Source organism: Thermus sp. FJN-A (assembly GCF_054655095.1).
Map to the genome: position 1 here is coordinate 197809 of NZ_BAAHSC010000174.1, position 22111 is coordinate 219919.

The 22111-nt window shown below is 68.9% G+C and carries 21 protein-coding genes and 2 tRNA genes; 13 read left to right on the top strand and 10 right to left on the bottom strand.

Annotated features, from left to right (window positions below; translation table 11 throughout):
• Nucleotides 1–38: 38 nt before the first annotated feature.
• The 3 genes from ACYQ0J_RS06555 to fsa form a co-directional block, all read right to left on the bottom strand.
• Entirely contained in the window at nucleotides 39–1220 is a 1182-nt protein-coding gene (locus ACYQ0J_RS06555; protein WP_460171368.1) for a peptidoglycan DD-metalloendopeptidase family protein, read from the bottom strand.
• A gap of 180 nt (nucleotides 1221–1400) precedes the next feature.
• Nucleotides 1401–2681 (bottom strand): transcription termination factor Rho, encoded by a 1281-nt coding sequence (gene rho / locus ACYQ0J_RS06560; RefSeq protein ID WP_460171369.1) that lies wholly within the window; start codon nucleotides 2679–2681, stop codon nucleotides 1401–1403.
• A complete protein-coding gene (gene fsa, locus ACYQ0J_RS06565) occupies nucleotides 2678–3349 on the bottom strand; it encodes a fructose-6-phosphate aldolase (RefSeq protein WP_460171370.1) in 672 nt (223 codons plus the stop codon). Before fsa ends, rho begins: the two co-directional genes overlap by 4 nt.
• Before the next feature lie 412 nt (nucleotides 3350–3761).
• Here fsa and ileS point away from each other — a divergent pair, with 412 nt between their 5' ends.
• The 4 genes from ileS (at nucleotide 3762) to nfo (ending at nucleotide 9317) form a co-directional block, all read left to right on the top strand.
• Nucleotides 3762–6890 carry an isoleucine--tRNA ligase gene (ileS, locus tag ACYQ0J_RS06570; protein ID WP_460171371.1) on the top strand — a complete coding sequence of 1043 codons (3129 nt, stop codon included), beginning with the start codon at nucleotides 3762–3764 and terminating at the stop codon, nucleotides 6888–6890.
• Nucleotides 6891–6969: 79 nt separating this feature from the next.
• Nucleotides 6970–8004 (top strand): M24 family metallopeptidase, encoded by a 1035-nt coding sequence (locus tag ACYQ0J_RS06575; protein WP_460171502.1) that lies wholly within the window; start codon nucleotides 6970–6972, stop codon nucleotides 8002–8004.
• Nucleotides 8005–8496: a septal ring lytic transglycosylase RlpA family protein gene (locus tag ACYQ0J_RS06580; RefSeq protein WP_460171372.1), complete on the top strand. Its 492-nt coding sequence runs from the start codon at nucleotides 8005–8007 to the stop codon at nucleotides 8494–8496.
• Nucleotides 8493–9317, top strand: a complete 825-nt coding sequence (gene nfo, locus ACYQ0J_RS06585) for an endonuclease IV (RefSeq protein ID WP_460171373.1) — start codon at nucleotides 8493–8495, stop codon at nucleotides 9315–9317. The genes ACYQ0J_RS06580 and nfo overlap by 4 nt, the downstream gene beginning before the upstream one ends.
• Here the strand turns inward: nfo and ACYQ0J_RS06590 are convergent.
• The 4 genes from ACYQ0J_RS06590 to ACYQ0J_RS06605 are packed head-to-tail and all read right to left on the bottom strand — an operon-like array spanning nucleotide 9291 to nucleotide 13256.
• Nucleotides 9291–9509, bottom strand: a complete 219-nt coding sequence (locus ACYQ0J_RS06590; protein WP_460171374.1) for a hypothetical protein — start codon at nucleotides 9507–9509, stop codon at nucleotides 9291–9293. The genes nfo and ACYQ0J_RS06590 overlap by 27 nt on opposite strands.
• A 9-nt stretch (nucleotides 9510–9518) precedes the next feature.
• Nucleotides 9519–10178: a site-2 protease family protein gene (locus tag ACYQ0J_RS06595; protein WP_460171375.1), complete on the bottom strand. Its 660-nt coding sequence runs from the start codon at nucleotides 10176–10178 to the stop codon at nucleotides 9519–9521.
• Nucleotides 10175–10780 carry a zinc metalloprotease gene (locus ACYQ0J_RS06600; protein ID WP_460171376.1) on the bottom strand — a complete coding sequence of 202 codons (606 nt, stop codon included), beginning with the start codon at nucleotides 10778–10780 and terminating at the stop codon, nucleotides 10175–10177. Before ACYQ0J_RS06600 ends, ACYQ0J_RS06595 begins: the two co-directional genes overlap by 4 nt.
• Complete coding sequence (locus ACYQ0J_RS06605; RefSeq protein WP_460171377.1) at nucleotides 10758–13256, bottom strand: CBS domain-containing protein; 2499 nt, start codon at nucleotides 13254–13256, stop codon at nucleotides 10758–10760. Before ACYQ0J_RS06605 ends, ACYQ0J_RS06600 begins: the two co-directional genes overlap by 23 nt.
• Nucleotides 13257–13312: 56 nt before the next feature.
• On the opposite strand from ACYQ0J_RS06605, the gene ACYQ0J_RS06610 reads away from it, so the two are divergent.
• Nucleotides 13313–13406: transfer RNA gene (locus tag ACYQ0J_RS06610), tRNA-Ser, on the top strand.
• Nucleotides 13407–13419: 13 nt separating this feature from the next.
• Here ACYQ0J_RS06610 and ACYQ0J_RS06615 read toward each other — a convergent pair.
• Together ACYQ0J_RS06615 and ACYQ0J_RS06620 are read right to left on the bottom strand one after the other, a co-directional pair.
• Complete coding sequence (locus ACYQ0J_RS06615; RefSeq protein ID WP_460171378.1) at nucleotides 13420–14661, bottom strand: Gfo/Idh/MocA family protein; 1242 nt, start codon at nucleotides 14659–14661, stop codon at nucleotides 13420–13422.
• A 330-nt stretch (nucleotides 14662–14991) separates the two neighbouring features.
• A tRNA-Ala gene (locus tag ACYQ0J_RS06620) sits at nucleotides 14992–15066 on the bottom strand.
• Nucleotides 15067–15232: 166 nt separating this feature from the next.
• Here ACYQ0J_RS06620 and rpsB point away from each other — a divergent pair.
• From rpsB to ACYQ0J_RS06660, 8 genes are all read left to right on the top strand, one after another.
• Complete coding sequence (rpsB, locus tag ACYQ0J_RS06625) at nucleotides 15233–16015, top strand: 30S ribosomal protein S2 (protein ID WP_460171379.1); 783 nt, start codon at nucleotides 15233–15235, stop codon at nucleotides 16013–16015.
• Nucleotides 16012–16602, top strand: a complete 591-nt coding sequence (tsf, locus tag ACYQ0J_RS06630) for a translation elongation factor Ts (RefSeq protein ID WP_460171380.1) — start codon at nucleotides 16012–16014, stop codon at nucleotides 16600–16602. The genes rpsB and tsf overlap by 4 nt, the downstream gene beginning before the upstream one ends.
• A 55-nt stretch (nucleotides 16603–16657) precedes the next feature.
• Nucleotides 16658–17362, top strand: a complete 705-nt coding sequence (gene pyrH / locus ACYQ0J_RS06635; RefSeq protein WP_460171381.1) for a UMP kinase — start codon at nucleotides 16658–16660, stop codon at nucleotides 17360–17362.
• An 11-nt stretch (nucleotides 17363–17373) separates the two neighbouring features.
• The gene (gene frr, locus ACYQ0J_RS06640; protein ID WP_460171382.1) at nucleotides 17374–17931 is read left to right on the top strand and encodes a ribosome recycling factor; all 558 of its coding nucleotides are present in this window, start codon (nucleotides 17374–17376) and stop codon (nucleotides 17929–17931) included.
• 75 nt (nucleotides 17932–18006) lie between these two features.
• Entirely contained in the window at nucleotides 18007–18846 is an 840-nt protein-coding gene (locus ACYQ0J_RS06645; protein WP_460171383.1) for a phosphatidate cytidylyltransferase, read from the top strand.
• Nucleotides 18843–19946, top strand: a complete 1104-nt coding sequence (gene dxr, locus ACYQ0J_RS06650; protein WP_460171384.1) for a 1-deoxy-D-xylulose-5-phosphate reductoisomerase — start codon at nucleotides 18843–18845, stop codon at nucleotides 19944–19946. The genes ACYQ0J_RS06645 and dxr overlap by 4 nt, the downstream gene beginning before the upstream one ends.
• Complete coding sequence (locus ACYQ0J_RS06655; RefSeq protein ID WP_460171385.1) at nucleotides 19943–20953, top strand: M50 family metallopeptidase; 1011 nt, start codon at nucleotides 19943–19945, stop codon at nucleotides 20951–20953. The genes dxr and ACYQ0J_RS06655 overlap by 4 nt, the downstream gene beginning before the upstream one ends.
• Nucleotides 20954–21583 (top strand): glycosyltransferase, encoded by a 630-nt coding sequence (locus ACYQ0J_RS06660; RefSeq protein ID WP_460171386.1) that lies wholly within the window; start codon nucleotides 20954–20956, stop codon nucleotides 21581–21583.
• Here ACYQ0J_RS06660 and ACYQ0J_RS06665 read toward each other — a convergent pair.
• The gene (locus tag ACYQ0J_RS06665) at nucleotides 21580–22107 is read right to left on the bottom strand and encodes a hypothetical protein (RefSeq protein ID WP_460171387.1); all 528 of its coding nucleotides are present in this window, start codon (nucleotides 22105–22107) and stop codon (nucleotides 21580–21582) included. The genes ACYQ0J_RS06660 and ACYQ0J_RS06665 overlap by 4 nt on opposite strands.
• Between the last annotated feature and the right edge of the window lie 4 nt (nucleotides 22108–22111).

Consider the following 22111-nt stretch of genomic DNA (forward strand, 5'->3'; position numbering starts at 1 on the left):
CCCGCAAGGAGGAAGCCTCGGCAGGGTACTGATCCGCCTCAGGGCAGGTAGGCCAAGGGGTTGCGGGGCACGCCCCCCACCCGCACCTCAAAGTGCAGGTGGGGCCCCGTGGACCAGCCCGTGGAACCCACGTAGCCGATGACCTCCCCGGCCTCCACCCACTGCCCCGCCCGCACGGCGATGCGGGACATGTGGGCGTAGAGGGTCTCCACCCCGCCCCCGTGGTCCAGGACCACGTGGAAGCCGTAGCCCCAAGAACTCCAGCCCGCCACCTGCACCTGCCCCGCCTTGGCGGCCATGATGGGGGTGCCGTGGGGCGCGGCCAGGTCAATGCCCGTGTGGTAACGCTGGAAGGCGCCCCGCTGGCCGAAGTAGGTGGTGATGCGGAAGCCGGAAAGGGGCCAGCGCATGGCCCCCTCCTGGTAGCTCACCCGGCGCGCCTGGGCCTGGGGTCTCTGGGCCTGCTGCCTCTGGGCCAGGGCCTGCTTTCGCCTCCTCTCCTCGGCCAGGCGCCTAAGCTCCTCCTGGCGGCGGCGTTCGGCCTCGAGGCGGGCCTTTCGCTCCGCCTCCTGCTTGGCCAGGAGGCGCTCGTAGGTGGTCTTGGCCTGGATCCCGGGAAGGAGGACCAGGTCCCCCGGCCTAAGCTCCGCGGGGTTCTGGATGCCGTTGGCCCGGGCCACCTGCACCGGGGAGAGGCCAAAGCGGGCCGCCAGGTCCAAAAGGGTCTGCCCCTCCGGCAGGGAGACCAGGAGGCCCTTGGCCTTCTTGGGGATGTAAAGCACGCTCCCCGCCACCAGCTGGTCCAGGCTCTCCAGGGAGGGGTTGGCGGAGATGAGGTCCAGCACGCTCACCCCAAAGCGGCTGGCCAGGCCCGCCAGGGTGTCCCCCGGCCGCACCCGGTAGGCCTCCACCCCCGGGGGCACCCGGGGGGGGCGTTCCTCCTGGGCCACCAAGGGGATGAGGAGCCGCTGCCCCACCTGCAGGCGGTCGTTCTTCAAGCCGCTGGACCACATGATGTGCCGCGGGTCCACCCCGTAGCGGGCCGCGAGGCCCGCCAGGGTGTCCCCCGGGCGCACCGTATACACCACCCACCCCTTCCTGGGCGCCTGCCCCACCTCCACCGTGGCCTCGGGAAGGGGCAGGGGGCTGAGGATAGGTAGCTTGGCGGAAGCCAGGGCAGAACCGCATAAAAGGCACAGGATCCCCAAAACTCCCCGCAACGCTCACCTCCAACAAAACCGAACCGCCAACCTCGGGGGGGATTATACCAGTGGGCGCCCCGCAAAAGGCAAGGGGCAAAATGCCCCCAGAGGAAAAAGACGCGCCCCCAAGGGAAAAACGCCCCAAAAGGGCGCCCCCATACCGGAAGCCGGTATGGGGCGAAGCTAAGGAAGGGGCGCCTAGCGGGCCGCCAGGGAGGCCAGGAACTCCTTGTTGCTCTTGGTGCGCGCAAGGCGGGCCAGGAGCATCTCCATGGCCTCCGCGGGGTCCATGTCCGCCAGAACCTTGCGGAGAAGCCACATCTTGTGCACCACCTCCTCCCCCAAGAGGAGCTCCTCCCGCCTGGTGCCCGACTTGAGGATGTCGATGGCGGGGAAGATACGGCGCTCCTCCAGGCGCCGGGAAAGGTGGAGCTCCATGTTGCCCGTGCCCTTGAACTCCTCAAAGATCACGTCGTCCATGCGGCTTCCCGTCTCCACGAGGGCGGTGGCGAGGATGGTGAGGCTCCCCCCTCCCCGGATGTTCCGGGCCGCCCCCAGGAAGCGCTTGGGGAAGTAGAGGGCCGCGGAGTCCAGGCCGCCCGAGAGGGTGCGCCCCGTGGGCGGGGTGACCAGGTTGTTGGCCCGGGCCAGGCGGGTGATGGAGTCCAGGAGGATCATCACATGCCCCCCCTCCTCCACGATGCGCTTGGCCCTTTCGTGCACGAACTCCGCCACCCGAATGTGGTTCTGGGGCGGCTCGTCGAAGGTGCTGGCGATGACCTCAGCCCCCTGGACGCTTTCCCGGAAGTCCGTGACCTCCTCGGGGCGCTCGTCTATGAGGAGGACGATGACCTTGATGTCGGGCTCGTTCTTCAGCACCGCGTTGGCGATCTTCTTGAGGAGGGTGGTCTTCCCCGCCTTGGGGGGGGCCACGATGAGGCCCCGCTGGCCCCGGCCGATGGGGGCGAGGAGGTCTATGACCCGGGTGGAGAGCTCGTCCGGGGTGGTCTCCAGCTTGATCTGCCGGTCGGGGAACTGGGGGATGAGCTCGTCGAAGCGGGGGCGGTCCTTGGCGGCCTCGGGGTCCAGGTCGTTCACCGCCTCCACCCGGATGAGGGTGCCAAAGCGCTCGTTCTCCCTGGGGGGGCGGACCCGGCCCACCACGTAGTCCCCGCTCCTCAGGGCGTACTGGCGGATGAGCCCGGCGGAGACGATGGCCACCCGGGACTCCAGGTTGTAGAGGTTCTCCGTCAAGAACCCGTAGCCGTCCGGGCTGATCTCCAGGTAGCCCTTGACCAGCTGCAGACCCTCCCCCTGGGTCTGGCGTTCCAGGAGGGCCATGATGAGCTGGTCCTTCTTCATGCGCTTGTAGTTCTCAATCCCCGCCTCCTGGGCCAGGAGGTGCAGCTCCGGCAGGATTTTGGCCGAAAGCTCCTGGTAGGAGAGGGGGGCCTCTTGGGCTTCGCTTCTCCTCCTCATGGCTTTACCTTCTCCCAGTCCTCCATGAAGCGCTTCAGGCCGATGTCCGTCAAGGGGTGGCGCAAGAGTTGCTTGAAGACCGCGTGGGGCATGGTGGCGATATCCGCCCCCAAGAGGGCCGCCTCGGTCACGTGGCGGGGGTGGCGGATGGAGGCGGCGATGACCCGCACGGGCAGATCCTGCACCTGCAATAGCTCCACGATCTCCCTTAGGAGCTCGCCCCCGTCCCAGGAGATGTCGTCCACCCGGCCCAGGAAGGGGCTCACGTAGGCCGCCCCGGCCCTCGCCGCCAGGAGGGCCTGGTTGGCGGAGAAGATGAGGGTCATGTTGACCCGGATGCCCTCCGAGGAGAGGCGCTTGCAGGCCTTGAGGCCCTCCTCGGTGGTGGGGAGCTTGACCACGATGCTCGGGTGGATGGCGGCAAGCCTCCTCCCCTGCTCCACCATCCCCTCCGCGTCCAAGGCGGTGACCTCCGCGGACACAGGGCCACCCGCCGCCTCGCAGATGGCTCGCAGGTGGGCCTCGAGGCCCCCTTGGCTTAGCTTCTCCCCCCGGGCGGCGAACTCCTTGGCCACCAGGCTAGGGTTGGTGGTCACCCCGGAGAGCACCCCCCACTGGGCAATTTCCCGTATTTCCTCCAGGCTGGCGGTATCCAGGTAAAGCTCCATGTGCACTCCTTTTGCGTGGAAAGAGGACCGGCTTAGCTTGAGTCTAGCAGACCTGCTCAGGGCGTTGTCAAGCGAGGGGAGGGGCTGCTAGCATAGCCTTAGCCGCCAACGGGGGATTTTACCCCAGGGGGCCAAGGCTGTAAAGGCGAGGATGGGGAGAGTACCCCTTTCCAAAAGCCCAAAGCGAGCCGGGGAGGGTGGGAGCCCGGCGGTGAGGAAAGGCGGGAAGATCGCCCCGGAGCCGCGGGAGGAAAAGGGATTCCCCTGAGTAATGCCCGCCGGGTGGCGCCCGTGATAGCGCCCTAATGAGGGCCTGGGGGCCTTCCCCAGGAAGCGCGGTGGTACCGCGGAAGCCGTTAGCGCTTTCGTCCGCGCCCTTTGGGGCGCGGGCGTTTTCGTAAGGAGGCGGGAGATGTTCAAGGAAGTCGGCGAACCCAACTTTCCCAAGCTGGAGGAGGAGGTCCTGGCCTTCTGGAAGCGGGAGGCCATCTTCGAGAAGAGCGTGGAAAACCGCAGGGGCCGCCCCCGCTACACGGTCTACGAGGGCCCCCCCACCGCCAACGGCCTCCCCCACGTGGGCCACGCCCAGGCACGGAGCTACAAGGACCTCTTCCCCCGCTACAAGACCATGCGGGGCTACCACGTGCCCCGGAGGGCGGGGTGGGACACCCACGGGCTCCCCGTGGAGCTGGAGGTGGAGAAGAAGCTGGGCCTAAAGAACAAGCGGGAGATCGAGGCCTACGGCATCCAGCGCTTCAACGAGGCCTGCCGGGAGTCGGTCTTCACCTACGAGAAGGAGTGGGAGGCCTTCACCGAAAGGATCGCCTACTGGGTGGACCTCAAAAACGCCTACGCCACCTTGGAGCCCTCCTACATTGAGAGCATCTGGTGGAGCCTGAAAAACCTCTTTGACCGGGGCCTCCTCTACCGGGACCACAAGGTGGTGCCCTACTGCCCCCGGTGCGGCACCCCCCTTTCCTCCCACGAACTCGCCCTAGGCTACAAGGAGATCACCGACCCCTCGGTCTACGTGCGCCTGCCCCTCAGGGAGCCGAAGAAGCTTGGGCTGGAGAAGGCGAGCCTCCTCATCTGGACCACCACCCCCTGGACCCTGCCCGGCAACGTGGCGGCGGCGGTCCACCCCGAATACACCTACGCCGCCTTCGGGGTGGGGGAAGAGGCCCTCATCCTGGAAGAGGGCCTGGGGAAGAAGCTCCTGGGGGAGGGAGCCTCCATCCTCAGGACCTTCTCTGGGAAGGAGCTGGAGGGCCTCGCCTACGCGCCCCCTTATCCCCAGGGGGTGGAAAAGGGGTACTTCGTGGTCCTGGCGGACTACGTGAGCCGGGAGGACGGCACGGGTATCGTCCACCAGGCCCCCGCCTTCGGCGCCGAGGACCTGGAGACGGCCAGGGCCTACGGCCTCCCCCTCTTGAAGACCGTGGACGAGGAGGGCAGGCTCCTGGTGGAGCCTTTTCAGGGCCTCTTCTTCCGGGAGGCCAACCGGGCCATCCTCAAGGACCTTAGAGGGCGGGGCCTCCTCTTCAAGGAGGAAACCTACCTCCACAGCTACCCCCACTGCTGGCGTTGCTCCACCCCCCTCATGTACTACGCCACCGAGACCTGGTTCATCCGCAACACCCTCTTTAAGGAGGCGCTCCTGGCCAAGAACCAGGAGATCAACTGGGTGCCCCCCCACATCAAGGAGGGCCGGTACGGGGAGTGGCTCAGGAACCTGGTGGACTGGGCCCTAAGCCGGAACCGCTACTGGGGGACGCCCCTGCCCATCTGGGTCTGTGGGGCCTGCGGCAAGGAGGAGGCCATCGGGAGCTTCCAGGAGCTGAGGGAAAGGGCCACGAAGCCCCTGCCTGAGCCCTTTGACCCCCACCGCCCCCACGTGGACGGGGTGGAGCTCAGATGTGAGTGCGGCGGGACCATGCGCCGGGTGCCCTACGTAATTGATGTCTGGTACGACTCCGGGGCCATGCCCTTCGCCTCCCTCCACTACCCCTTTGAGAACGGGGAGGAGTTCCAAGAAGCTTTCCCCGCCGACTTCATCGCCGAGGGGATCGACCAGACCCGGGGCTGGTTCAACTCCCTGCACCAGCTCGGGGTGATGCTCTTCGGCTCCATCGCCTTCAGGAACGTGATCTGCCACGGCCTCATCCTGGACGAGAAGGGGCAGAAGATGAGCAAGTCCAAGGGGAACGTGGTGGACCCCTGGGACATCCTCCGGGAGTTCGGGGCGGACGCCCTCAGGTGGTACATCTACATCTCCGCCCCCCCCGAGGCCGACCGCCGCTTCGGGCCCAACCTGGTGCGGGAGACGGTGCGGGACTACTTCCTCACCCTCTGGAACGTGTACAGCTTCTTCGTCACCTACGCCAACCTGGACCGCCCCGACCTCAAGAACCCGCCCCCGCCCGAGAAGCGGCCGGAGCTGGACCGCTGGCTCCTGGCCCGGATGCAAAACCTCATCCAGGAGGTTACGGAGGCCCTCGAGGCCTACGACCCCACCACCAGCGCCCGGGCCCTAAGGGACTTCGTGGTGGAGGACCTCTCCCAGTGGTACGTGCGCCGGGGCCGGAGGCGGTACTGGAAGAACGAGGACGCCCTGGACCGGGAGTCCGCCTACGCCACCCTGTACGAGGCCCTGGTCCTGGTGGCCACCCTCTCCGCCCCCTTCACCCCCTTCCTGGCCGAGGTCCTGTGGCAGAACCTGGTGCGGAGCGTCCACGAGGAGGCTCCCCTTTCCGTGCACCTCGCGGACTGGCCGGAGGTGGACCCCCGCCTGGTGGACGAGGCCCTGGTGGCCAGGATGCGGGCGGTGCTCAAGGTGGTGGACCTGGCCCGGGCCGCCCGGGCGAAAAGCGGGGTGAAGACCCGCACCCCCCTCCCCCTCCTCCTGGTCACCGCCCCCACCCCCTTGGAGCGGGAGGGCCTCAGGCACTTCGCCCCCGAGGTGGCCGAGGAGCTCAACGTGAAGGAGGTGCGGGTGCTGGAGCCGGGGGAAAAGGTTTTGAGCTACCGGGTCCTGCCCAACCTGAAGCTTCTGGGGAAGAAGTACGGGAAGCTTTTGCCCCAGATCCGGGAGGCCTTGGAGAAGGAGGCGGAGGCGGTGGCCGCCCGGGTGCTCCGGGGCGAAGGGGTGGCCCTAAGGGTGGGGGAGGCGGTGCTCACCCTGGCGCCCGAGGAGGTGCTCCTCGAGGCCCAGGCCCCGGAAGGGTACCAGGCCCTGGAGAAGGACGGGTACGTGGCCGCTTTGGAGGTGCGGGTCACGGAGGAGCTGAGGCTGGAGGGCCTGGCCCGGGACCTCACCCGCCGCCTGCAGCAGGCCCGCAAGGAAATGGGCCTCAAGGTCTCCGACCGGATCCGGGTGGGCTACGAGGCGGAGGGCCCCTACCGGGAGGCCCTAAGGCGGCACGGGGACTGGATCGCCGGGGAGGTGCTGGCCGTAAGCTTCCAGGAAGGCCTCCCCGGGGGGTACGAGGTGCGGGTGGAGGACGAGGAGGGGAAGGCCATCTTCCACCTGGCCCGCGCCTAGGCCAAAAGGCCCCTGGCCGCTTTTCGCCCCCCTCGGGCGCTTTACCAAGGGGGGGTCCCGGGGGTATAGTGCCCCCGTGCTGGAACCTAGGTCCCTCCTAGAACCCCTGGGGCTGGACGCCCTCTACGTGACCCGCCCGGAAAACGTCCGCTACCTCTCCGGCTTCGCTCACCCCGAGGACGCCCAGGTCCTCCTCACCCCGGAAGGGGGCTTCCTCCTCACCGACCCCCGCTACCCCGAGGCGGGAAGGGAAAGCAGGCTCCCGGCCCAGGTGCTCAAGCGGGAAGAGCGGGAGGAGCTTTTCCGCTCCTTAAGGGGCCGGGTAGGGTTTGAGGCGGAGCACCTCCCCTACGCCGCCCTGGAGCGCCTGCGGGAGCTCGCCCCGGCGGAGTGGGTGCCCACCAAGGGCCTGATCGAGGGGCTCCGCCTGCGGAAAACCCCGGAGGAGGTGGCGAGGATCCGCAAAGCCCAGGCCCTGGCCGAGGAAGCGCTAAAGCACGTCCTCCCCCTCCTCAGGCCCGGCGTGGAGGAGCGGGAGATCGCCTTGGAGCTGGAATACTTCCTGCGCAGACGGGGGGCCGAGGGGGTGGCCTTTCCCCCCATCGTGGCCTCGGGGGAACGGGGGGCCCTGCCCCACGCCGGGGCCTCGGAAAAGCGCCTGGGGGCCGGGGAGCTCGTCACCCTTGACCTAGGGGCCCGGGTGGAGGGGTACCACTCGGACATGACCCGCACCGTGGCCCTGGGCAGGGTGGACGGGGAGCTCAAGCGGGCGTTTTCGGCGGTGCTCTCTGCCCTGGAACGGGCCCTGGAGGCCCTGGGCCCCGGGGTGAGCGCCAAGGAGGTGGACGCCCTGGCCCGGAGGGAACTGGCGCGGTGGGGCCTGGACCGGTACTTCGTCCACTCCCTGGGGCACGGGGTGGGGCTCGCCGTGCACGAGGGCCCAAGCCTCTCCCCCTATTCGGAGGACACCCTGGCGCCCGGCATGGTGGTCACCGTGGAGCCCGGGGTCTACCTCCCCGGGGTGGGGGGCGTGCGCCTGGAGGAGCTGGTTCTCGTCACGGAAACCGGCATAGAGCGCCTTTCCCACTTTCCCCTCCACTGGCAGGAGGTCTAGGTGCGGGCCCTCTTCCTCCTCCTCTTCCTTTCCTTCGCCTCCGCCCAAACCTACACCGTGCAGAAAGGGGACACCCTCTACCGCATCGCCAAGGCCCAAGGGCTGAGCGTGGAAGCGCTCAAGCGCCTGAACGGCCTCACCTCGGACCTCATCCACCCGGGCCAGGTGCTCCTGCTCGACCCAAAGGCCACCGAAACGGGGGCCCGCTTCCTTCAGGAAGGGCTCGCCGTCTGGTACGGCCCGGGCTTCCACGGCAAGCGCACGGCCAGCGGGGAGGTTTACGACATGCACGCCCTCACCGCCGCCCACCCCTCCCTCCCCTTCGGCACCCGGGTGCGGGTCACCAACCTCAGGAACGGAAAGCACGTGGTGGTGCGCATCAACGACCGCGGGCCCTTCGGCGGCCGCTACGTCATAGACCTCTCCTACGCCGCCGCCAAGGCCATCGGGGCCCTATCCGCCACCCGGGTGCGCCTGGAGGTGCTGGAATGAGGCGGTACGGCTTCCACCTCTCCATCGCGGGGAAGAAGGGCGTGGCGGGCGCGGTGGAGGAGGCCATGGCCCTGGGCCTTTCCGCCTTCCAGATCTTCGCCAAGAGCCCCCGGGGCTGGAAGACCCGCAGCCTCACCCCGGGGGAGGTGGAGGCTTTCCGCGCCCTCCGGGAGATGGCGGGGGAGCTTCCCGGGGTGGTCCACGCCTCCTACCTGGTGAACCTGGGAGCCGAGGGGGAGCTATGGGACAAGAGCGTGGCGAGCCTGGCGGACGACCTGGAGAAGGCCCGCCTCCTGGGGCTGGAGTACGTGGTGGTCCACCCGGGCTCCGGCAGCCGGGAGCGGGTGAAGGAAGGGCTCCTCCAAGCCCTCCGCCTGGCCGGGGTGCGGGAGCGGCCCACCCTCCTGGTGGAGAACACCGCCGGGGGCGGGGAGAAGGTGGGGGCCCGGTTCGAGGAGCTGGCCTGGCTGGTGGAGGGCACCCCCCTGGGGGTCTGCCTGGACACCTGCCACGCCTTCGCCGCCGGGTACGACGTGAGGGAAGCCCCAGCCCAGGTCCTTTCCGAGCTGGACCGCACCGTGGGCCTGGAGAAGGTCCCGGTGGTCCACCTCAACGACTCCGTGGGGGGCCTGGGGAGCCGCATAGACCACCACGCCCACCTCCTCCAGGGAAGGATCAGGGAGGGGCTCAAGGGGGTGTTGCTGGACCCCCGCCTGGAGGGGCGCCTCTTCATTTTGGAGACCCCGAGGAGCCCGGAGGAGGACGCCTGGAACCTAAAGGTGCTCCGGGCGTGGCTAGAGGAACCCCCCGCCCAGGAATAGGCGCAAGGCGGAAACCCCCAGCACCAAAAGCCCCAGCTTAAAGGCCCGGTCCTCCCCGCTCAGCACCCCGAGCCCCGCCGCCAAAAGGGCCAGGGGCAGGACCAGCCAGTTCAGCCAGCCGAGAAGGGGAAGAAGGGCGGGCAGGAGCAAGACCAGGGCCAGCACCGCGAGGGCCAGGCTTAGGGTGCGCATGGGTCCAGTCTAGCCGAAGAAAAAGCTGAAAAAGGCCCGGCGGGCGAAGCGCAAGACCTCCTGGATGGGCCCCCGGAGCACGGTGAGGATGAGGAGGAAGGAAAGCCAGGCGTACTGCTCCAGCCGCCAGAGAAAGGGCTGCCAGGACAGGGGCAGGAGGCTTTGCAGGATCTTGGAGCCGTCCAAGGGCGGGATGGGGAGGAGGTTGAAGACCGCCAGGACCAGGTTGATGGAGCTGGCGAAGAAGAAGGCCAGGGCCAAGAGCCCCACCAGGGTCTTCGCCTCCCCCCGGAAGGTCAGGACCACCCCCAAAGGGTCCAGGGCGAAGAGCCCCCGCACCAAGAGGGCGAAGAGCACCGCCAGGACCAGGTTGATGGCGATGCCGGCGATGGAAACCGCGAAAAGCCCCAGGCGATAGGCGCGGAAGGCGGGGGGATAGATGGGCACCGGCTTGGCCCAGCCAAAGCCCACCAGGAGGAGGAGCACCGTGCCCAAGGGGTCCAGGTGCTTGAGGGGGTTCAGGGTGAGGCGGCCCTGGCGCTTGGCGGTGTGGTCCCCGAAGAGGTAGGCGGCGTAGGCGTGGCCCAGCTCGTGCAACACCAGGCTGAAGACCAGGGCACCCAAGGCCAGGAGGAAGGCCAAGGGGTCTTGCTGCAGGAGGGCGATCATAGCCCCAGGCTCCGGTAGATGGCGTTCAGGAGGCCCGCCAAGCCCTGGACCACGGACCCCGTGACCCCGGTGAAGGAGAGGACCAAAAAGATGAGGAGGAAGCCCAGGGGCCCGTAGGCGGAGAGCTGGTCCAGAAAGCGCCTGGCCTCATACCCGCCCAGGGCATAAAGGGCCTTGGCCCCGTCCAAGGGGGGCACGGGGAAGAGGTAGATGGCGGCGTGGAGGAGCATGAGCCTCTGGGCCACCAAAAGCCCCTCCCCGAAGGGGTAGGGCAGGAACCGGGCCAGGAGGCCGTAGAGGAAGGCGGCAAAGAAAAAGCCCAAGGGCCCCATGAGCGCCACCATGGCCCCCTTGCGCCCTGGGAGGGCCGTGGGCACGAACCGCGGCCAGCCGAAGCCGAGGAGGACCAGGAAGACCAGGCCCAAGGGCTCCAGGTGGGTCTTCAGGTCCAAGGAGAGGAAGCCGTAGCGGCGGGGGGCGGTGTCCCCGTAACGGTCCGCCAGGTAGGCCTGAAAGAGGTTGTGGAGCACGAGGCCGAGGACCGCGAGGGCCAGGGCCACCAGGAAGACCGGGGGATCGTTAAGGAGGGGAAAGAGTCCCATCGCCCACCAGTTTACGGGCTAAGGCCAGCTCCTCCTCAAAGGTGCCCACCTCCCCCCGGGCCCGGGCCTCGGCCACGCGCCTCAGGATCTCCCCCACCTTGGGGCCGGGCTTCAGCCCCAGCTGCAACAGGTCGCGGCCCATGAGGACCCGCCGCTTCTGGTAAAGCCAGGCCTCCCTTTCGGGGAAGAGGGCGAGGAATGCGCTCTTCAGGGGCTCTTTCTGAAGCCCCTCCCGCTCCACCTCCTCGCCCCGGATGGCCCTTAGCAAGAGGGCCAAGGCCTCCTGAAGACGCTTGGGAAGCCCCAAGGCCAAGGCCCGCTCCAGGGGGTCCTCCTGCAGGGAGAGGAGGGCGAGGAGGCGGGCCTCCACCAAGAAGCGCTCCGGGTGGGGCTCCTCGGAAGGCGGCCGGAGCCGGGCGAAGAACTCCCTTAATGGTCTTCCCCCCGGGGCAGCCGGGGGCAGCCTGAGCCCGTAGAGGGCGGCCAAGGCCCCCAGGTCCTGCAGGAGGAGGAGGGCCTCGAGGAAGGTGTCCTCCCCCAGGGTGAGGAGGAGTTCGTCCCGCAGGCGGCTCCTGCTGGCGCTTTCCAGCACCTCGGGCAGGAGGGCGGCGGGCAGGGCCCTAAGGGCCTCCTCGGCGAAGCGGAAGCCCAGCCTGGCCGCCAGGCGCGCCCCGCGGACGATGCGGCTCGGGTCCTCCACGAAGGAGAGGGGGTGGAGGGGCCGGAGGAGGCGGGCCTCCAGATCCTTGAGCCCCCCGTAGGGGTCCAGAAGCTCCAGGGTGGCGAGGGCCAGGGCCATGGCGTTCACCGTGTAGTCCCTCCGCTCCAGGTCCTTGGCGATGGGGGCGGGGCGCACCTGGGGCAAGGCTCCAGGGTACGGGTAGACCTCCTCCCGGCTCTCCGCCAGGTCCACCACGAGCCCGAAGGCCAGGCGCACCCTGGCGGTGCCGAAGGCGTAGTGGAGGCCATAGCTCCCCCCAAACCGTTCCACCAGGAACCGGGCCACCTCCCCCACCCTGACCCCCGGCTCCAGCACCAGGTCCAAATCCGGCCCAAAGCGGGCCAGGAGGGCATCCCGCACCGAGCCCCCCACCAGGTAGACCCCTTGGGGAAAGGCCTCCTTGAGGGCCAGGACCACGCGCCTGGCCCCCTCGGGCAAGGCCTCGAGGATCCTCTCCCCCAGGGGCTTTTCCCCCAAGGGCCGCTTGCGGTAGAGGTCGGTGCGGGTGAAGATGCCGAGAAGCCTAAACCCCTCCCCCACCCGTTCCCCCACCAGGACCCGCCCCCCACCCTCCTTCAGGTAGGGCCCCACCTGGGAGAGCAGGGTCTCCGGGGGAAGGACCACGGCCCGGGCCAGGAAGCCCTCCACGGGGTGGTCGGCCAGGCCCAGGCGCTCCGCCTTCCTGAGGTCCCGCCTCCGGGCCAGGCCCAGCACGCGCACCCCCTCCTCCAGGGGCACCACCACGGGCATGGCCCCGTAGTCCCGCTCCTCTAAGACCCGCAGGGCCTCCCGCACCGTCCCCGGGGACAGGGTGGCCACGGGGGAGGTCATGGCCTCCCGCAAGGTGGGCTCGGGCTCCAGGTGCTCTGGCAGGGTTTCCAGCAGGCGCCTGACCGCGTGGCGGACCCCGCGCACCCGGGCGAAGGCGGCCCGCGGGTGCCCGCCCCCCCCCACCTGGGCAAGCCACCGCCCCACGTCCAGGCGCTCCTTGCTCCGGGCGATGAGGAGCACCTCCCGGCCCAGCCGGAGCACCAGGAGCACCCCCTCCGCCTCGTGCAGGTCCAAAAGGGTGTGGGCCAGGGGGGCCAGGGCGGGCACATACCCTTCCTCCTTGGCCCGGGCCAAAAGGAGGCGGAAGCCCTCCTGTTCCACCACCCGGGCCGTCTGGAGCAGGGCCTTGAGGACGGCCCGGGCCTCCTCGGAAAGGTGGGGGCGCACCCATTCCCGCACCCGGGGGATCTCCGCCCCTTCCTCGGCCAGGAAACGGGCGGCCTCCAGGTCCGAGGGGGTGGTGGAGGGGAAGCTAAAGCCCCCGGTGTCCTCCCAGATCCCCGCGTAGGCCAAGGTGGCTTCCAAAGGGGTCAGGGAGAGGCCCCTTTCCCTTAGGAGGGGAACCAGCAGGCTCACCGTGGCCCCCACGGCCGCCACCCGTCCCCCCACCGCGGGCACGTCCCCCGGGGCCCGGGGGTGGTGGTCAAAGACCACGAAGGGCACCCGCCCCACCAGGGCCTTGAAGGGGCCAATGCGCTCGGGGCGGGCGTTGTCCACCAAGACCACCTCCGAGACCCGGCCCAGGGCCACCTCCGAGGCGGGGACCAGGTCCAGGCGGTCCTCCAGCAGGGGGGCGTGCTCCTTCAAGGGCCCCTCGAGGCCCCCCACCAGGGCCAGGACGCTTCCCGGGTAGAGCTTCCCTGCCAGCACCATGGAACCCAGGGCGTCGTAGTCCAGGTTCTCGTGGGCCACCACCACCCGCACGCTTCCAGATTACTTGACGCTCGGAATGCCCCTTGCTACACTCAAGCTCGGCGCTTGGAGAGGTGCCCGAGCGGCTGAAGGGACACGACTGGAAATCGTGTAGGCGGGCTTAAACCTGCCTCGCGGGTTCGAATCCCGCCCTCTCCGCCAAAGGCCCCGGCCCTCAGGGCCGGGGGTTTTCCACCACCACCCCCTTCCGCCTGGCCTCCTCCGCCAAAAAGGTGAGCCGGTGCGCCTCCACCGCCTCCGCAAAGGGCTCCAAAAAAGAAGGGTCCCCCCGCTCCACCGCCGCCACAAAGGCCGCCATAAGCCCAAAATCACCCCCAGCATGCCCCGTCCGCACCGAGGCCTCCTCCTCCGTCCCCAAGTCCACCACCCGCTCCCCCTTCACAAAGTGGACCACCCGCACCCGCCGCCCGTCCCCCTCCAGCTCCCCCTCCGTCCCAAAAAGCCGCGTCTCCCGAAACCGCATCCGGCTAAGCCCCTCCACGTGTAGGCTCGCCGTCCGCCCGTCCCGGTACGCCAGGGCCACCACCTGGTGGTCCGCCACATCGTTCCGCCCCAAGTACACGCACTCCCCGTACGGACCCTCCGCCAAGGCCCGCATCAGGTTCTCCCGCGTCACCGGGTACGCCACCACGTCCAAGGGCCAGCCGCGCTCCCCACGCTCGTACGCCTCCAGGTAAATGCGCCGCGCGGAAAAGGGACAAGCCCTTTCCACCTCCTCCGGGCACTCGAGGCAACGCTCCCCAGCCCCCTCAGGCCTCCGCTCCGGCCGAAAGTGGTAAAGGCCCCCAAACGAAGCCACCCGGGCCACCTCCCCAGGCATCAAAAAAAGAAGCCAGTCCAGATCGTGCACGCTCTTCGCCAAAAGAAACGGGCTGGAATCCCCCTCCCTCCGCCAGTTGCCCCGCACGAAGGAGTGGGCGTAGTGCCAGTGCCCCACCGGCTCCAGGTGTTGCACCGAAACCACCTCCCCAATAACCCCCTCCCGCACCAGGGCCCTAAGCCTCCGCCCATAGGGGGTGTACCGCAGCACGTGGGCCACCGCCACCATCCGCCCCGTCCGCTCCTGGGCCTCCACCACCCGGGCCACCTCCCCCCAGGTGGGGGCAATGGGCTTCTCCAAAAGCAGGTGGTACCCCCGCTCCATCAGGGCCACCGCCGCCTCCGCGTGCAACCGGTCCGGCAGGGCCACGACGGCCGCCTCGGCCAGCCTGGGACGCTCCACCAGCTCCCGCCAGTCCCGGAAGGCCTCCGGCGCCCGGAAGGCCTCCCGGAAGGCCTCGAGCCGTTCGGGGCGAGGCTCCGCCACCCCCAGGATGCGGGCGCCGAGGGCCTGGGCGTGGCGGGCGTAGGCGAAGCCCCGGTTACCCGCGCCCACAATGACAAGCCCTATCGGCACCTTATAAGTGTAGCAAGGGTAGAGGCCGCGCAGATTTGGCGAGCCCCCGAACCACCCCCCTTCGCCCTGACCCGGCGCTTTGCCCGGGTAAACTGAGGGCATGCCCAGGAGCACGCGCCCCAAGCCCAAGGAAGAGGCCCCTTCCTCATCACCCCTCCCCGCAAGAAGGGGAAGCCTCCCCTCCCTGAGCCCGTGGAGCCCAAGCCCGGCAAGCCGAGCCTCGCCTACCTCCGGGAAGAGCGTTGCGGCGCTTAGCGTCCTCGTGGGAGGACCCCCTCAATAGAGACTCCCGCCCTCACTACCGAGGGCGGGAGTTTTGCGTCCCCGACTTGGTGGAGCGGAGGGGATTTGAACCCCTGACCTCCCGCTTGCAAGGCGGGTGCTCTCCCTCTGAGCTACCGCCCCAAGCCTAGGGGAGTATAGCCCAAAGGGGGGGCTTACGCAAAGGGCCCCGGCCCCCTATAATCGGGAAGGTGTGCCGCGCCAGCCCGCGGGCAGGGGAAGGTCCTGCGGGAAAGAGGTCGGCGCGCCGGAGGAACGCCAAGCCCAACCTTCCCCGAACGGGAGGAATATGTCCGTGAACATCACCGTCAAGGAGCTTCTGGAAGCCGGGGTCCACTTCGGCCACGAGCGCAAGCGTTGGAACCCCAAGTTCAGCCGCTACATCTACGCGGAGCGCAACGGCATCCACATCATTGACCTGCAGAAGACCATGGTGGAGCTGGAGCGCACCTTCCGCTTCCTGGAGGACCTGGCCATGCGGGGGGGCACGGTGCTCTTCGTGGGCACCAAGAAGCAGGCCCAGGACATCGTGCGCATGGAGGCCGACCGGGCGGGGATGCCCTACGTGAACCAGCGCTGGCTGGGGGGGATGCTCACCAACTTCAAGACCATCGCCCAGCGGGTAAACCGCCTGGAGGAGCTGGAGAACCTCTTCGCCTCCGAGGCCATCCAGGAGCGCCCCAAGAAGGAGCAGGTGCGCCTCAAGCACGAGCTGGAGCGCCTGCACAAGTACCTCTCCGGCTTCCGCCGCCTGAAGCGCCTCCCAGACGCGGTGTTCGTGGTGGACCCCACCAAGGAGGCCATCGCCGTACGGGAGGCGAGGAAGCTCTTCATCCCGGTCATCGCCCTGGCGGACACGGACTCCGACCCCGACCTGGTGGACTACATCATCCCCGGTAACGACGACGCCATCCGCTCCATCCAGCTCATCCTCTCCCGGGCCGCCGACCTCATCATCCAGGCCCGGGGCGGGGTGGTGGAGCCCTCCCCCTCCTACGCCCTGGTGGAAGAGGCGGAACGGCAAGCCCAGGAAGCCCCTTTGGGCCTTGACGAGGGCGAGGTGGAAGCATGAGCCAGATGGAACTCATCAAGAAACTCCGTGAGGCCACCGGGGCCGGCATGATGGACGTGAAGCGGGCCCTGGAGGACGCGGGATGGAACGAGGAAAAGGCGGTCCAGCTCCTGAGGGAGCGGGGGGCCATGAAGGCGGCCAAGAAGGCGGAGCGGGAGGCCCGGGAGGGCATCATCGGCCACTACATCCACCACAACCAGCGGGTGGGGGTCCTGGTGGAGGTCAACTGCGAGACGGACTTCGTGGCCCGGAACGAGGTCTTCCAGAACCTGGCCAAGGACTTGGCCATGCACATCGCCATGATGAACCCCCGCTACGTTTCCGCCGAGGAGATCCCCGCCGAGGAGCTTGAGCGGGAGCGGCAGATCTACATCCAGGCGGCGTTGAACGAGGGCAAGCCGCAACAGATCGCGGAGAAGATCGCCGAGGGGCGCCTGAAGAAGTACCTGGAGGAGGTGGTCCTCCTGGAACAGCCCTTCGTCAAGGACGACAAGGTCAAGGTCAAGGAACTCCTCCAGCAGGCCATCGCCAAGACCGGGGAGAACATCGTGGTGCGGCGCTTCTGCCGCTTTGAGCTGGGGGCGTAAGCCATGCTGGCCACCGGGGCCCTTCTCCAAGAGGGGCCCCGGTTTTGCTAAGACCATGAAGTACAAGCGAGTCCTCCTCAAGCTTTCCGGCGAGTTTCTGACCCAAAACGGATTCGGCATTGAGCCCGAGGCCACCAAGGCCCTGGCCAAGGAGATCAAGGCCGCCTACGACACCGGGGTCCAGCTCGCCATCGTCATCGGGGCCGGGAACCTCTGGCGGGGGGCGCGGCAAGGGGTGGGCATGGACCGGGCCACCGCCGACTACATCGGCATGCTGGCCACCATCATGAACGCCCTGGCCCTGCAGGATGCCCTCGAGGCCCTAGGCATCCCCACCCGGGTCCAGACCGCCCTCACCATCACCCAGGTGGCCGAGCCCTACATCCGCCGCCGGGCCCTCCGCCACCTGGAGAAGGAGCGCATCGTCATCTTCGGGGGGGGCACCGGCAACCCCTTCTTCTCCACCGACACCGCCGCGGCCCTCCGCGCCCTGGAGGTGGGGGCCGAGGTGGTCCTCATGGCCAAGAACAAGGTGGACGGGGTCTACTCCGACGACCCCCGGAAGAACCCCAAGGCGGTGCGCTTTGACGAGCTCACCTACCTGGAGGTCCTGAACCGGGGCCTGCAGGTGATGGACACCACCGCCATCACCTTGTGCATGGAGGCCGGGCTCCCCATCGTGGTCTTTGACATCTTCAAGCCCGGGGCGTTGGTGGGTATTATCCAGGGGGAAAAGGTGGGCACCTTAATCCACACCTGAAGGAGGGAAGCATGACCCTGAAAGACCTCTACGCGGAAACCCGAAGCCACATGCAAAAGAGCCTCGAGGCCCTGGAGCACAACCTCTCAGGCCTGCGCACCGGCCGGGCCAACCCGGCCCTCCTCCTCCACCTCAAGGTGGAGTACTACGGCACCCACGTGCCCCTCTCCCAGATCGCCACGGTCACCGCCCCCGACGCCAGGACCCTGGTGGTGCAGTCCTGGGACCAGAACGCCCTTAAGGCCATAGAGAAGGCCATCCGCGACTCCGACCTGGGCCTGAACCCCGCCAACAAGGGGGACGCCCTCTACATCAACATCCCCCCGCTCACCGAGGAAAGGCGCAAGGAGCTGGTGAAGGCGGCCCGCCACATGGCGGAGGAGGGGCGCATCGCCATCCGCAACGTCCGCCGCGAGGCCCTGGAAAAGCTGCGGAAGCTCTCCAAGGAACTCCACCTCTCGGAGGACGAGACCAAGCGGGCCGAGGCGGAGATCCAGAAGATCACCGACGAGTTCATCGCCAAGGCGGACCAGATGGCGGAGAAGAAGGAGCAGGAGATCCTGGGCTAGCCCCGCCCGTACCCTCGCCCCCGTGAGCCATTCGCCAAGAGCGCTTCCCAAACCCCCTGGGGCCGGAGGTGCGGGGTGAGGGGGGAAAGCGCCCCCCAGGACCTCCCCGCCCGGGTGGTCTCCGCCCTGGTGGGGGCTGCCCTGCTCCTCCTGGTCCTCTGGGCCGGCCAGCCCTTGGTCCTGCCCACCCTGGCCTTCGTCCTGTGGCTCGGGAGCCTGGAGCTCAAGGACATGCTCGCCCGCCGGGGCATCGGGCTCAACCTACCCTTTCTCCTCGCCGGGGGGCTTCTCCTCTTCCTCTTCTCCCTGCCCCAGCTCTACTGGCACTTTCCCCAGGTGCCCTGGCGGGAGGTGGCCCTGGGGCTTTTCCTGATGGGGAGCTTCAGCTATGAGCTCCTGAAGGGAGCCGACCTCACCCGCTTCGCCTTCACCCTCTTGGCCTTCTTGTACCTGCCCTGGAGCCTGGGGTACGTGCTCCTCCTGCGGGAGACCCCGGACAGCACCCTGGGCCTTTGGACCCTCTCCCTGCCCATCGTGGCCAGCTTCGCCACGGACATCGGGGCCTACTTCGTGGGCCGGGCCTGGGGCCGGCGGAAGCTGGCCCCGGAGATCTCCCCGGGGAAAACGGTGGAGGGCTCGGTGGGCGGCATCGCGGTGAGCTTCCTGGCCCTCGTGGTCTACACGGGGCTCGTGCGGGAGGTCTTCCCCTTCGGCCTCTTGGAGCTTTGGCTCTTCAGCTTCCTCCTCTCCCTGGCCGCCCAGCTCGGGGACCTGGCGGAATCCATGCTGAAGCGGTACTGTGGGGTGAAGGACTCCGGGCGCTTCCTGCCCGGGCATGGAGGTCTTTTGGATCGCATAGATAGCCTTCTCTTCACCTTCCCCCTCACCTACTTCCTGGTGGTGCTCTTCACATGAAGCGGGTGGTGGTCCTGGGCTCCACGGGCTCCATCGGAAGGCAGGCCCTCGAGATCTGCCGCTGGCGGGGCTACCGGGTGGTGGGCCTGGCGGCGGGCAAGAACCTGGAGGTCCTGGCCCAGCAGGTGGCCGAGTGGCGGCCCCTCCTGGTGGCGGCGGAGGAGCACCTCCACCCCGAGCTCAAGGCCCGCTTCCCCTGGCTTTCCCTCGGCACCCCCGAGGAGGTGGCGGCCCTGGAGGCGGAGGTGGCCGTGGCCGCCATACCGGGCCTTGCCGGGCTTGCCCCCACCCGGGCGGCGGTGCGGACGGGAAAGCGCGTGGCCCTCGCCAACAAGGAGGCCATGGTGGCCGCGGGGCCCCTCCTCTGGCAGGAGGCCGAGGCCTCCCAGGCCGAGATCCTCCCCGTGGACTCGGAGCACTCCGCCCTCTTCCAGGCCCTTCTCGGGGAAAGGCGGGAGGACGTGGCCGAGCTCATCCTCACCGCAAGCGGCGGGCCCTTCCTGAAGGAGCCAGAGGACCTCTCCCGGGTGACCCCGGAGATGGCCCTCCGCCACCCCCGGTGGCGCATGGGCCCCAAGGTCACCGTGGACTCGGCCACCCTCTTCAACAAGGGCCTCGAGGTCCTGGAGGCCAAGGAGCTCTTCCGCTTTCCCCTGGAAAGGGTGCGGGTCCTCATCCACCCCCAGGCCTACGTGCACGGCCTGGTGCGCTTCCGGGACGGAAGCCTCAAGGCCCAGCTCGGCCCCCCGGACATGCGCCTTTTCATCCAGTACGCCCTCACCTACCCCAAGCGGGCGGAAACCCCCCTGAAGGACCTCCCCCTCCCCGGGGTCCTGGAGTTCTTGGAGCCCGACCTCAAGCGCTTCCCCGCCCTGGAGGTGGCCTACCAGGCGGGAAGGCGGGGAGGCCTAGCCCAGGTGGCGGTTTCCGCCGCGGACGAGGTGGCGGTGGAGGCCTTCCTCCAGGGGAGGATTCCCTTCCCCCGGATTCCCGAGATCCTGGCCCGGGTACTGGAGGCCACCCCCCCGCTTCCCCTAACATGGGAAAACCTCTTCGCCGTGGACGCCTGGGCCCGGGAAGAGGCCAAGAGGTGGGCATGAGCCTGGTTTGGTTTTTGGTCATCATCGGCGTAAGCGTCTTCGTCCACGAAATGGGGCACTACCTGGCGGCGCGGGTCCAGGGGGTGCGGGTCAAGGCCTTCAGCGTGGGCTTCGGCCCCGTGCTCTGGCGGCGGCAGGCGGGGGGCACGGAGTGGCGGCTCTCCGCCATCCCCTTAGGGGGGTATGCGGACATCGAGGGTCTCCTCCCCGAGGAAAAGGGCCGGGGGTATGACGTCCTCCCCTTCCTGGGGAAGCTTTTCGTCCTGGTGGCGGGGGTGGCCATGAACGTTCTCCTCGCCTGGGGGCTCCTCGCCTACCTCTTCAGTGCCCAAGGGGTGCCGGAGGCCACGGGGCGGGCGGTGATCCTGGAGGTGGTCCCGGGGAGCGTGGCGGAGCGGGCGGGGATCAGGGGCCAGGACGTGCTGGTGGCCGTGGACGGCAAGCCCCTGGCCCATCCCCAGGAGATTGAGCGGGTGAAGATCCCCGGGGAGCACACCCTGACCCTCCTGCGGGAGGGGAAGGAGGTGGTCCTCTCCCTCACCTGGCGGGAGGGCTGGGAACGGCTCGGGGTGGTCTACCAGCCGGAGGTGGCCTTCCGCCGGGTGGGCTTCCTGGAGGGTTTAGGCCTGGCGGCGAGCCGCACCCTGGCCTTCGGCCCCGCCATGGTCAAGGCCCTGGTGGGGGGGGTCCTCGGGGTTCTGGCGGGCAGGGCGGATAGCGGGGTCATGGGCCCCGTGGGCATCGTGGCCGAGACGGGCCGGGCGGCCCAGGAGGGGCTCTTCCGCCTTTTGGAGCTGGCGGCGGCCATCAACCTTTCCTTGGCCCTCTTTAACCTCCTCCCCATCCCCGCCCTGGACGGGGGGCGGATCCTCCTCCTCTTCCTCGCCCGCTTCCTCCGCATCCGGCCCGAGCAGGAGGCCATGGTCCACTACCTGGGCTTCCTCTTCCTCATCCTCCTGGTGGTCCTGGTCACCTTCCAGGACCTGCGCCGCCTCCTGGGGGGCTAGATGGAGGCCACGGCCCTGATCCCCGCCTTCCACGAGGAGGCCACCGTGGGCCAGGTGGTGCGGGTGGCGAGGGCGGCGGGCCTCCCCGTGGTGGTGGCGGATGACGGCTCCCGGGACGCCACCGCGGCGGAGGCGGAAGGGGCCGGGGCCTTGGTGGTGCGCCTTCCGGAGAACCGGGGCAAGGGGGGGGCCATCGCCGAAGGGCTTAAGGCGGTGACGACCCCCCTGGTCCTCCTCCTGGACGCCGACCTCCTGGGCCTGAGGCCCGAACACCTCCGGGCCCTCCTGGAGCCCGTGGCCCGGGGCGAGGCGGAGATGACCGTGGGGGTCTTCCAAGGGGGGCGGCTCTCCACAGACCTGGCCATGCGCCTCACCCCCTTCCTCTCGGGCCAGCGGGCCCTGAGGACGGAGGACCTGCGCCAGGTGCCGGGCCTAGCGGCCGCCCGCTACGACCTGGAACTCCTCCTCACCCGGCACGCCAAGCGCCGGGGGTGGCGGGTGCGCTACCTCCCCCTGCCCGGGGTGAGCCAGGTGATGAAGGAGGAGAAGCGGGGGCTTTTCCCCGGCCTCCTCCACCGCCTGCGCATGTACTGGGAGATCGCCCGCTATTACCTGAAGACCCGGGTCTAGGGCAGGCGCAAAAGCTCCACCCAGGCCCCCCCCGCCCGGTAGGCCACCACCCCCAGGCCCGGCACCAGGTAGAGCTCCTTGAGGTCGGTGCCCCCCTTCTCCGTGGTGTAGGCCACCCGGACCCGGTAGGCGTTGAAGGCTCCCGCCCTCACCCTCACCCCTTCCAGGCCCTCCACCCGGGCGGAGAGGGCCACCCGCTGCCCCCGGAAGCGGGCGCTCCCCCCCCAGGCCAGGCCCAGGTCCAGGCGGGAGGGGTAGAGCCAAAGCGGGGGCTCAAAGGGGTAGTAGCCCTCGGGCAGGCCTACCCCTTGCAGGTAAAGCCCCTCGGGGCCCCGCACCAGCCGGTCCTCCCGGAAGAGCCTTCCCCCCTTCAGGTAGCGGAGGCGAAAGCCCTCCCCGGTGGGGAGGAGTTCCATTAGGGTGCCGTCGGAGTAGGCGTAGCGCCCCCCGGCCTGGGGGAAGACCTGGGCCAGGGCCAAGGCGAGGCCCAAGGCGAGGCCAGCCAGGAACCGGCAGGCCCCCATGGCC